Here is an 11666-nt window from a genome sequence, read left to right on the forward strand (position 1 = left end):
AATTAATTTTTAGCTATACTACTGTTTTATATGAATATTAAAAAATCGAGTTTAAAGGCTGTGTTGATATTTCAACAGTTAAACGCTAAAGAGTGTCCCAATCACAACACAACGGCGGCATTTAACCTCAATAATAATTCTAAAAAATTATAATTAATTGATTTGTTTAATATAATTTTATTGGCTTGGTTCTTGCTCAATACTCATATATTTTTTAATTCTTATGATGATATGCGTATTTTTCCACGTCTAGTTTTAGGTTTTAGTTTTTTGGGTCTTGTTGCTTGTGGTGCACAAAAAACAGAAGAGAACACCCCAAAACAGTCTGAACAGCAACAACTCCGAATTGCTGTCGTTGCCAATGGCACTTCAGGTAGCTTAGATTTCATTGGTGTGCCACAACTTATTTCACAAGATCAAATTTTTCTAAAAGCATTAAAGCAAAATAATATTGAATTAAAGTGGGAACCAGTGACGACTGCTGCTGTAGCGACTCTGGTCAATGAAAGTTTTATAAATAATAAAATTGATTTTGCTTTTTATGGAAACCTTCCCGCTGTAGTGCTCAATGCAACAGGCGTTAAAACGCAAATTGTTGTACCTGGAGGTATCGGTAATAACGTCTACCTTATTGTTCCAGAAAATTCACCTATTAAATCTATTGAGGAATTAAAAGGTAAAAAAATTGCACTACACCGTGGCCGTCCATGGGAAATTAACTTTGGACAACTCATACAAAGTAAAGGATTAAGCTTAAAAGACTTTCAAATTGTGAATTTAAACCCGCAAGCTGGGGCCGCTGCTTTATCTGCTAAAAGTGTAGATGCCTTTTTTACCTTAAGCGATGCGCTTACTTTGCAAGATCGCCATCTGGGTAAAATCATTTGGTCGTCACAATCTTTGCCAGCGGACTGGAAAATGCGTGCCGAACTCTGGGGTAGCAAAAGCTACATTGACCAACATCCAGATACCACACAATTACTTGCTGATGCGACAGTACGTGCAATGGACTGGATTGCGCACCATCAAGATGAGTTTCAGCAAAGTCAAACCAAGTTTGGCCAACCTCTTAGTGTGATTCAACGTGAAAGCCAGAACACGGCAAGCACATGGCAACAAGACTGGTCTCCAGACTATCAAGTCGACTTTCTGAAACAGCATTATTCAAAAGTCATTAATCACGCAGTGAAAAATCAGCTTATTCAAACACTAATCAAAGCAGATGAACTGTTGAATCCGAAGTTTACCCGTCAAGCGATTCAAAATTTACAGGCGAATCATGCTTCAAATAAGCAGGGAAACTAGACAATGAAAATACTAGTAAAGCCGCTTATTGAGCAAAATAACGTTTTATTTAAAACCCCACTCCGTAAGAAATTTTCTTCTAAAAAGGTGTATGGGTTGCTCTCTGTGATTTCACCCTTATTAGTATTATTCATTTGGCATTTGATCAGTTCTTTACAGATTTTTCCAACCCAAATTTTGGTGCCACCTAAAACTGTCTGGAATACTTTCATCGCGTTGTTACAAAGCGGTGAGCTTCAAATACATCTCAAAGATAGTCTTTCACGTTTGTTTTTGGGATTTTCTATTGCAGCAATCAGTGCAATTGCTTTTGGTATTGCCTACGGGGCAAATACTCTCTTTCGCAATTACACTTATATTTTATTTAACGTTTTTTATCAAATTCCAATCTTTGTCCTTATTCCTATTTTTATTTTAGTTTTTGGGATTGGTGAATTATTTAAAATTTTACTGATTATCAAAGCCTGCTTTTTTCCAATTGCATTAGCAACGGCCGATGCAGTCAAAAATATTCCCAAAAAATATATTGAACTAGGACAAATCTACAAGCTTAAAACACGAGCTTGGCTCAGGCTTATTATTCTTCCATCCATACTCCCGCCGTTAATTGGTGGGCTACGAATTGCACTTGGCCGCGCATGGTTGATTTTAGTTGCCGTTGAACTACTGGCAGCTGGAACGGGTATTGGGCAAATGATGGAACTAGGACGTCAAATGTTGCGCTTAGATGTTGTGATGGTTGGTGTGTTTATCACAGGCGTGATCGGGTTTGGTTTAGATAAAGTTTTACGTTTAGTGGAACAACGCTTTATCTCACCTGTGCTTAGTTCGGGGGAAAAATAATGTCTCAGCGTTCATTTACTTTAAAACAATCATGGCAACGGCCAATTATTTTAGTACAAGGCTTAGTACTGCCATTATTGTTATTAGGCTTATGGCAATACAACTCAAGCTTAGGTGCTAGTCATGCCTATGCATTTGTTCCTTTGCAAAACATTTATTTCGCATTTATCAAATTGCTTGAAACAGGTGAATTGTGGCTAAACACATGGGGAAGTCTTAAAAAAGCTGGAATAGGATTCATCTTAGGTTCGATAAGCGGATTAATTTTAGGTACTTTGCTTGCCTATTCAAAAGTTTTAAATGCTTTAGTTTCTCCACTATTTAACAGTATTCGACAAGTTCCATTACTGGGTTTAACACCTTTAATTGCCTTATGGTTTGGTAATGGAGAAGAAGCAAAAATCTTTATTATCGCGCTTGCCTCGTTTTTTCCATTAGTAATCAATACGTTTCAGGGCCTCAGCCACAATGATACAAAATACGAGGAAATCGCACGTATTTATCAATTTTCATTCTGGCGCAAATTTAAAAAAATACGCCTTCCCCAAGCCCTACCCCATATTTTAACTGGTCTAAATTTAGCCGTGCCATTTACTTGGATCACCACTACAGCAAGTGAATTGCTATTCAATGCGGGTGCAGGACTCGGCAACTTAATGATGAAAGCCGAGATTAATGCCGAAATGGATATTCTGTTGGTTTGCGCTATTACGGTTACCCTTTGTGGGGCCTTTATGACGGCAGGTATTCATCTTATTTCAAAACGCCTGCTGCAATGGCGTACCTAATTTGTCTTTTTAAAAAATATTGTTAGGAATTTATATGTCGTTCTCACTACTTTCTATTAAAAAACTCAATAAATCTTTTCAACGTGATCAAAATACTTTGACCGTTTTAGATGGTATTAATCTCAACATTGAGCAAGGTGAATTTATCTCGATTGTTGGTAGTAGTGGCTGTGGAAAATCAACACTATTACGTCTTATTGCTGGATTGGATCAAGACTATGACGGTGAAATTTTATTGAATCAAACTCAGATAAAAGGCACAGATTTAAAACGTGGTCTTATCTTTCAAGAACACCGATTACTTCCATGGCTTACTGTTTTTGAAAATATCCATTTAGCACTTGAAGAGACTCTACTCACCCGTGAAGAGAGAAATTTACGGGTAAATGAGCATATAGAAATTGTCGGGCTGAAAGGTTTTGAAAAGGCTTATCCACATGAGCTTTCGGGTGGCATGGCGCAACGTGTTGCAATTGCCCGTGGACTCGTCAATAAACCCGATATTTTACTTTTGGATGAACCTTTTGGTGCTTTAGATGCCATCACACGGAGTCACTTACAAGCTGAACTTCAGCGTATCTGGCAACACGAAAAAATCACCATGATTTTAGTTACCCACGATATTGAAGAAGCTGTCTATCTTGGAGACCGTGTCATTGTGATGTCAGCCCGACCGGGAAAAATTAAAGAAATTATTCAAGTTCCGCTGACACATCCTCGACATAAAGAAAGTGAACTTTTATTTGGTTTTCGCAATCAGGCACTTAATATGCTAGATCATACAGCATAATTAATTTGAATATTGATCGATATTAATATGATTTAGAAAATAGATAATATCGTGATATTAATATTATTTACATTTAATTAATATAGGATGGAGAAAATGGGTTTATCTATTTGGCATATTTTACTGTTTGCAGTGATTGTTGTTTTATTATTTGGAACTTCAAAATTAAAAAATCTAGGTAAGGACTTAGGTGGTGCAATTAAAGATTTTAAAGATTCAGTTAATTCTGATGATCAGAAGTTATTGCAAAACCAACAATACAAAGATATTAGTCCAGTTGAATCTCATAATGAAAAACAAAATAAAATATGAGTGATTTATTATTATGTTTAATATCAGCTTTGGAGAGTTATTAGCTTTTGCAATTATTGCGCTTATTATTTTAGGACCTGAAAAACTTCCTCACACGTTAAGATCAGTCCTCCTCAAATACAGAGCAGTTAAAAACCAAATTAGTAAAATTCAAAATGATATTGAAAACGAACTTGACCTGATCGAACTTAAGAGAGTCTTGCAAGAAGAGCTGCAAAAAATAAAACAAAATGAAGAGCAGCTCAAACAACAACTCGCTCTTATGCAACAAGAAATTGAAAATGTACAAACATCTGTTTCTATTGAACAAAAAACCAAAGCACGCCACATTAATGACTATATCTATACCCACTCACAAGATGAGTTAAAGACACCATTTTTAGCTCATTTTAAAACAGCCAATAAATTCAGTGAGGATCAAGCCGCATGACGGAACATATTGTCAGTGAAAGCCTCACTGAAATGAAATATAGCGAACATTTAAAAGAATTAAGAAAACGGCTGATCTATAGCATTGGTATTGTTTTAGCGATTTTTTTATTATTACTTCCACTTGCTCAGAAGAACTACCATTTTCTTGCTCATCCTTTAATTTCATTACTTCCTAGCAATTCCACCATGATTGCAACAGATGTGATGAGTACATTTTTAGCGCCATTTAAACTCAATATTTATTTTGCGATTTTATTAAGCATTCCCTTTATTCTGTATCAATTTTGGCAATTTGTTGCTCCAGCTCTTTATCAAAAAGAAAAAAGATTCGGTATAGCACTTGTGCTTTCAAGTAACCTCCTATTTTATTTAGGAATTGTGTTTGCCTATACTTTAATTTTGCCTCTCGCTTTAAAATTTTTCGTCTTGGCATCGCCTGATAATGTGTTACCCATGACGGATATCAATAGCTATCTAGATTTTTGTTTAAAACTTTTCCTTGCTTTTGGTCTGGCATTTCAAATCCCAGTTTTAACTTATATTCTTATTTTTATTGGCCTTATTTCTATTCAACAGCTAGAAGCACATCGTAAGCACATCATTGTATTCTTCTTTTTTATTGCAATGTTTATTACCCCTCCTGATGTTTTTAGCATGCTTGCTCTTGCAGTCCCAATGTGGTTGTTATTTGAATTGGGTTTATGGGTCACAAAATTCACAACGCAAAAAAACATCCATTAAAAAATGGATGTTTTTTCTATATAAAACCCTTAAGCAATTTCATTTTCATTCTTATTAGGTAGTAAGTTATATCTTGATAGAAGATTACGTAAAACGTTACGCGATAGGCCTAACATTTTTGCTGTCTTGACCTGATTATTCCAGCAACTTGAAAATGCAGTATTTACTATTTTATCTTCAATAATATGCCATGCCTCCCCATCATATTCTTGAAAAAGACGCTTCAAGATACTTTCAAACTCTTGAATAAGATCATTGTCTGGTAACACGGCGGAGCCCGTTTCCTCAGAAAATCTTAAATGCTCAAGATCAATGGTTTTGCCGCCACTCACCAGCAAAGCATAGTGAATATTGTTTTCTAGCTCACGAATGTTACCCGGCCAGCTATAGTTCAGCAGCGCATTTCTTGCTCTATCACTGATATTTGGCTTAGTCGTAATGAGCTTCTGAGAGTATGAGCTTAAGAAGAAATCAACCAGAGGCAAAATATCTCCTTTACGTTCACGCAGTGGCAAAATATTAAGCACAACCACGTTCAAGCGATAATATAAATCTAGACGAAACTTGTTTTCTGCTACAGCTTTACGTAGATCGACGTGCGTCCCCGACAAAATACGGACATTAATTGGAATTGGTTTTCGACCACCCACGCGTACGACTTCTTTTTCTTGCAATACCCTTAACAGCTTAACTTGTAAGGATAGAGGCAACTCACCTACTTCATCTAAAAATAAAGTTCCACCATCGGCTGTTTCAAAAATACCAGCTCGAGTTTTGTTTGCACCCGTAAAAGCACCAGCTTCATAGCCAAACAGTTCAGACTCGGCAAGAGTCTCGACCAAAGCACCACAATTGACCGCAAGAAAAGGCTTATTTTTACGATCACTTTTCAAATGAATTTCGCGTGCAATTAACTCTTTACCTGTCCCAGACTCTCCTTGAATGATGACACTAGCAGAGCTTGGAGCAATCGTTTCAACTTGATTTAATAATTTACGGGAGTTCTGATCTGAAAAGATAATTGCTTTTGCTCTTATTGGTTTTACAGGAACACCATTATCAGGCAAAGTAATTACTTTATAATCATTATCTAAAAAGGTCTTCATAATTACCCCATAAAACTTATGATATAAGCATTCTAAAAGGCTATATTACATTTCAGTGTGTTTTTTAATAAATAACAAATAAATATATTTAATCCAAAATTCACCTATTTTATTCTGAAAATATTTTCTCTTATAAATTAAAAATAAACACAATTCTTTTTTTATGATATGTTGCTTATCAAACACAATGTTGTCTTTTTGATTAAATCCAAACACTCTAAAAAATTATAATCCATTCCTATATTTGATTTATATAGGTATAAAGCTTGGCATTTATTTTGCTCATTCATTTAAAATCCATAAAATAGGTTTAATAATGAGCATAGAATTTGTAGGTATGGTTTTCCCTAACCAATGGTCTGAAACCAAAGGAACGCGAATTGGCCATAAAATTGACCTCGAATATCTACGTTACCATGCACGGGCACATGAATATGCGGGTTTTGATAAAGTCTTAATTGCTAGCGGACCAACTAGTCCAGACAGTACACAAATCGCGGCATATCTTGCCCAACATACAGAACGTCTTGGATTTATGATTGCCCATCGTCCTGCACTCGTCACTCCAAATCTAGCTGCGCGTTCTTTTGCTACGCTTGACCATACTACAGGTGGTGGAAGAATCCGTTTACATGCCATTACTGGAATTACAGCTGAGCCTCAAGAAGGTGATTATATTGTTGATAAAGTTCAGCGCTATGAACGGACGGGTGAATATCTAGATATCATCCAGAAACTTTGGAAAAGCGATCAACCGATTAGCTATGAAGGTAAATACTTTAAGTTAGATAATGCTTTTTGCCCATTAAAGCCAGTCAACGGTACAATCCCGATTTCATTCGGTGGCTCATCAGACATCGCTTATGATATTGCAGTCCGCCATGCAGATCTCTATTCACTATGGGGTGAACCACTGGTGGGAGTAAAAGAGCAAATTACTAAATTAAAGCTCGCAGCAGAAAAAGCCAATAAACCGCAGCCTCCTGTTAGCTTATCTGTACGTCTTATTATTGGTGCAACTGAAGAACTTGCTTGGCAACGAGCAGAACGAATTCTTGCAGACATCCAAAATAATCCAACTTTTCAAAATAACGGCACATTATCGGGACATAAAATCAAAGGCATTGGTTCACAGCGCTTATTAGCAGCAGCCCAGCAAGGTGATCGACATGACCGTGCATTATGGATGCCAACTGCAACTGCTGTAGGGGCTTATGGCGATACGACTGCCCTTGTTGGTACACCAGACACCATTATTGCCTCATTACTCGATTATGTAGATTTAGGGGTGACGACTTTTTTAAATCGGGGCTATGATCCGATCTATGATACGGTCGATTATGGTCGTTATATTATCCCCGCTGTACGTGAAGAGGCAGCCAAAAGATTAAAACAAATCGCTTAAACATTTAAAGCAAAAAGCCGTCCATTCAATATGTTTGAAGAGCGGCTTTTTTTAATAAAGATTTTCTTCAGTGAGAAAATCTTTAGTCCATCTTTTATTGCAAGTCAGGTTTACAAATAGCCTGAATTTTCTCTCCAGCAATCACCTTTTTAGCAAACGGAATTGAATCTTTTAATGAGGCATTCACAGTTTCGCTATGTCCTAAGCCATGATACAAATGACCTTCGACCACTGTACCTGCTTTACAAGCATCTGCCACCAGTTTCATTTGAGAACGAGCATCTGGAGTTCGGTCATTTGCTCCTGTCCCAATAAATAATGGATGACTAATTTTTAATGTAGGGTAATAACCATAATCATTTGACTGTTTCTCTTGCAGCTTTTTATAACTTGCCGGCGGATTAGGTTTATATGCTTGTGCTGGCGAAAGTCCTGCGGTCTGAATATCGCCCATAAAACTTGTTAAGCAGGTATTTCTTGCTTGTTCAACTAAAGGAGCAGCTTCAGGAGTGAAAATATCTTCTGTTTTAATTTCTGGATATAAACTTTGTGTCACTAAAAAACTATAGATGCCATAAGCGAGTGATGGGCTGACTTCGTAAGGATTTAACTTTAACTGATTTTTTTCAGGCGTCGCTTCAGGGTCTTGATAAATCACGCCTGTACCAATTGAACCTTTAATATTTAAGTCAGGTGCGTACGTTGCCGAATAGGAAGAAGCCGCAACAGCCCCAGCGCCTCCTTGTGATTGACCAACAATCACAAACTTATTAGCGAGTGGCAACTTGGTTTTTAAAGCAGCTCTACCACTATCTAAAATACTATAAGCCAGCATTGGGTTATTAATTAACAAGTGCGGTCCTGCAACACCTAACCCTTCATAATCTGTGGCAACGACCGCAAATCCTTCTTTAAGCCAACGATTTAAATATTGTACATCTCGGTATGATCGTCCACTCCAAGACGGCGCACAAGCATCGGCCAAACCGACCGTACCATGTGCCCATAGCACCACTGGCCAACCTTCTTTCGGTGGAGTTCCTTTCGGTAAGTGAATACTTCCTGAAACCACAATAGGTGTTTTGCTATCTTTACCACTCGTAGAACTGTAAAGAATGCGAATAGCCTGACTGTCATTTGCCAAACGAATATAAGGATTATGAATCGCTTCTGTTTTTAATAGTTTTCCAGCCTGTGCTGGAATAGCCGATTTCCATGTGTAAAACTCGGAAACTCGTCCATCTCCATATTTATCTTCAGGCGCTGGAGCTTGTTGAGCAGTCGCCAAACAACTTGAAGTTAACATCGTTGTGATTAAAGAAAACTTGCATAGAGTTGATAAAAAAGTATGTTGCATTGTTATTTACCTTAAAAACTGTCTCATCATTTTTGATTTAAAATTCGTAACTTACGCGGCCATATAAATATGTTCCAAATGCTCCTTCAGGCGCATTAAAACTATATTTGACAATATTGCCGACCGAGGAGTCTTTGGCTTGATCAGGATGGCTATTAAATAAGTTGATCGCCCCTAAATTGAATTTCAGGCCTTGCACGAATGCATCCGCTTTGTAGCCAATATCCAAATCTGCAATCCATTGAGGGTCAAAAGTTTGGTCTAGTGCAGTATTGGTATTATTTAAAGTGGTCCACTTATCGTAGCGACGGACAGCCGTATTCACGCTCCATGCTTGATTTGACCAAAGTGCGCCAAGCGTTAGCTTTGTTTTCGGTGCAGCAGACTCAATCAGGCTTTGTGTATTTCGTCCTGCAATGCTTGAAACAGGAATTCGCTCACCTTTTGCGGTAATAGAATCTCTAGTTTCGGTAATTTCATTTTTGTTATATGCCAGACCGAGATTCAGATTTAACTTGCCATATTGTTCAAGGTTTAAATCATGCTTAAGCGCGAGCTCTAAGCCTTGAGTACGTGTATCTAATAAATTATTAAAGAACGCCACATTGGCAATATTTGAATATGGTGTATTGGCAAAAGCATTGGTAATTACACTTCCAGTAATATTGTCTGAAAGCAAAATACGATTTTTAATATCGATTTGATAAAGGTCTAAAGTTGCCGATGTATTAACAAGTGGCTTCCAAACAAAACCTAAAGAATAATTCGTCGATTTCTCAGGTTTAAGAGAAGTTCCGCCAATGAGTAAAGCCGCCTCACTTCCTGCAACTAAAGTTCTTTGTTGAACATCTTGCCAACCTGAAGGTGTTTGCACTGTTTGTACGCTATAAGCCGAATAGCCCTGCTGTGCCAATGACGGCGCTCTATATCCTGTATTGACTGAACCACGTACCGTAAATTTAGGTGATACATCATATTTAGCAAATAATTTTCCGTTTGTGGTCGAACCAAAGTCTGAATATTTTTCACTCCGGACTGCTACCCCAACATTCAAGTCTTTAATAATATCTGCTTCTAAATCTAGATAGACACCGTAAACATCACGGCTGATTTTTCGTTCATCTTGGTCTGTAATTCCGGCATATATTCCCGGAACACCAACGCCCAAAGTTGTGCTTGGATTAAAATATGGGCCGCGGGTATAGGCAATTGGATCACCTGCATTTTGCTTATATTGCTCCCAACGATATAAAACCCCTGTAGACAACGTGAGTGGGCTTGCTAACCAGTCAATTGAAATATCACGGCTATAATCTAGCCCTGTATTTAATTGCGAAAAAATATTTTCGCCCAAGTCATAGTTTGAAGGAGAATTGGGCCCGTAGCTTGGGTTAATGCCATTGCCTTGTTCTGTGCTGACTTTATTTTGTCCATAGGTCGCATAAAGATCATATTTACCTGACTTCTGCTCTCCTTTTTTAACTCCAACTGTCGTTGCAAAATCATCTACAGTGACTAAGCTCAATGGCGAGCGTCCATCTGGATAACGTTCTTTAAAATAGCTGGATTGATTCAGTACTGTTTTGGTTGTTGGTGGCTCATAAAAATTTTCCCCTATTGTTTTACGGTGTCCATAGCTACTAAAACCATAAAGTGCAACGTCATCTGTCAAAGGCAAATCTAGATTGGCAGTCACATTGATTTGATCTTTTTGTTCGGGGGAGCCAAATTTCCATGTTCTATAGGGTGTATTTTGTTCTGTATATTGAGCCTTGGTTGAACCATCATAAAAAGTTCGCGTATCAGGTGCCGTGTTACTTGCAGCTTCACGTTTGCCTAAATCCAATGCAACCGTCAACGCACCATCATTAGGGAGCGCAAAACCTTTCCAAAGATTAACTTTATGTTGTTCACCATCTCCTTGAGTGTAGCCACCCGTTTGATAGCTTACGCCACCTCCATGATCTCGTGATTTCAAAATAATATTAACGACACCGGCAATTGCATCTGACCCATATTGTGCCGCAGCACCATCCCGCAAGATTTCTATACGCTCAATCGCGCTCACTGGAATTAAACTTAAATCAGTTACCGCTGCGCCTCTTCCACCTGCATAGGCTTGGCGGGTGAAATAAGCGGATGTATGTCGACGTTTTCCATTAATTAAAATTAGAGTTTGATCAGCAGATAATCCTCTAAGTGCAATACTTGGCGGAACCGATGCCCCAAACCCACCTGCAGGAGAACTCGGTAAAGTCACTGAAGGAGACAGCCGTGTTAATGCTGCTGCAAGATCAGTTGCACCAGTCTCTTGTAACTCTTTGGCAGTTAAAATATCAACAGGTGCAGGTGCATCAAGAGAGCTACTAATTGCTCGTCTAGAGCCTGTGACGACCACAGATTGTAATGTGATAGCATCCTCTTTCTCTGGCAAATTCTTTTGATCATTTGCCAAAGTAATTGAGGCAGTGAGTGTACTCAGTGCAAAAATTGAGGAGTGAAGAATGAATTGAGAAAAATATGTACGCATATTGGCTTCCTTAACGATCTAGACCGATATAGCAAAGCCGATGCCAAATATTTTATT

At 37.9% G+C, this 11666-nt stretch carries 11 protein-coding genes; 8 read left to right on the forward strand and 3 right to left on the reverse strand.

The features are described 5' to 3' along the window. Window positions 1-231: 231 nt before the first annotated feature. The 7 genes from I8T81_RS09580 to tatC all read left to right on the forward strand — a co-directional run bounded on the left by I8T81_RS09580 (window position 232) and on the right by tatC (window position 5211). Window positions 232-1305 carry an ABC transporter substrate-binding protein gene (locus I8T81_RS09580; RefSeq protein ID WP_198070980.1) on the forward strand — a complete coding sequence of 358 codons (1074 nt, stop codon included), beginning with the start codon at window positions 232-234 and terminating at the stop codon, window positions 1303-1305. A gap of 3 nt (window positions 1306-1308) precedes the next feature. Then, a complete protein-coding gene (locus I8T81_RS09585; RefSeq protein ID WP_198070981.1) occupies window positions 1309-2148 on the forward strand; it encodes an ABC transporter permease in 840 nt (279 codons plus the stop codon). Then, complete coding sequence (locus tag I8T81_RS09590; protein WP_198070982.1) at window positions 2148-2936, forward strand: ABC transporter permease; 789 nt, start codon at window positions 2148-2150, stop codon at window positions 2934-2936. Before I8T81_RS09585 ends, I8T81_RS09590 begins: the two co-directional genes overlap by 1 nt. 19 nt (window positions 2937-2955) lie before the next feature. Next, window positions 2956-3726 carry an ABC transporter ATP-binding protein gene (locus I8T81_RS09595; RefSeq protein ID WP_198070983.1) on the forward strand — a complete coding sequence of 257 codons (771 nt, stop codon included), beginning with the start codon at window positions 2956-2958 and terminating at the stop codon, window positions 3724-3726. Between the two features lie 96 nt (window positions 3727-3822). After that, on the forward strand, window positions 3823-4038 hold the full coding sequence (locus tag I8T81_RS09600) for a Sec-independent protein translocase subunit TatA (protein WP_004701592.1): 216 nt from the start codon (window positions 3823-3825) through the stop codon (window positions 4036-4038). A gap of 13 nt (window positions 4039-4051) precedes the next feature. Further along, a complete protein-coding gene (tatB, locus tag I8T81_RS09605; RefSeq protein ID WP_198070984.1) occupies window positions 4052-4468 on the forward strand; it encodes a Sec-independent protein translocase protein TatB in 417 nt (138 codons plus the stop codon). Then, window positions 4465-5211, forward strand: coding sequence for a twin-arginine translocase subunit TatC (gene tatC, locus I8T81_RS09610; RefSeq protein ID WP_151768519.1), 747 nt, complete (start codon window positions 4465-4467; stop codon window positions 5209-5211). The genes tatB and tatC overlap by 4 nt, the downstream gene beginning before the upstream one ends. 29 nt (window positions 5212-5240) lie before the next feature. On the opposite strand, the gene I8T81_RS09615 is transcribed toward tatC, so the two are convergent. After that, entirely contained in the window at window positions 5241-6317 is a 1077-nt protein-coding gene (locus I8T81_RS09615; protein ID WP_000846949.1) for a sigma-54 interaction domain-containing protein, read from the reverse strand. 316 nt (window positions 6318-6633) lie between these two features. Between I8T81_RS09615 and I8T81_RS09620 the strand changes: the two genes are divergently transcribed. Beyond that, on the forward strand, window positions 6634-7722 hold the full coding sequence (locus I8T81_RS09620) for an LLM class flavin-dependent oxidoreductase (RefSeq protein WP_198070985.1): 1089 nt from the start codon (window positions 6634-6636) through the stop codon (window positions 7720-7722). A 94-nt stretch (window positions 7723-7816) separates the two neighbouring features. Here I8T81_RS09620 and I8T81_RS09625 read toward each other — a convergent pair whose 3' ends face one another. Both I8T81_RS09625 and I8T81_RS09630 read right to left on the reverse strand, forming a co-directional pair. Then, complete coding sequence (locus tag I8T81_RS09625) at window positions 7817-9079, reverse strand: lipase family protein (protein ID WP_416667953.1); 1263 nt, start codon at window positions 9077-9079, stop codon at window positions 7817-7819. A 37-nt stretch (window positions 9080-9116) separates the two neighbouring features. Continuing rightward, entirely contained in the window at window positions 9117-11609 is a 2493-nt protein-coding gene (locus I8T81_RS09630) for a TonB-dependent receptor plug domain-containing protein (RefSeq protein ID WP_198070986.1), read from the reverse strand. Window positions 11610-11666 lie beyond the last annotated feature (57 nt).

The organism is Acinetobacter seifertii, from assembly GCF_016064815.1.
Classification (GTDB): Bacteria; Pseudomonadota; Gammaproteobacteria; order Pseudomonadales; family Moraxellaceae; genus Acinetobacter; species Acinetobacter seifertii.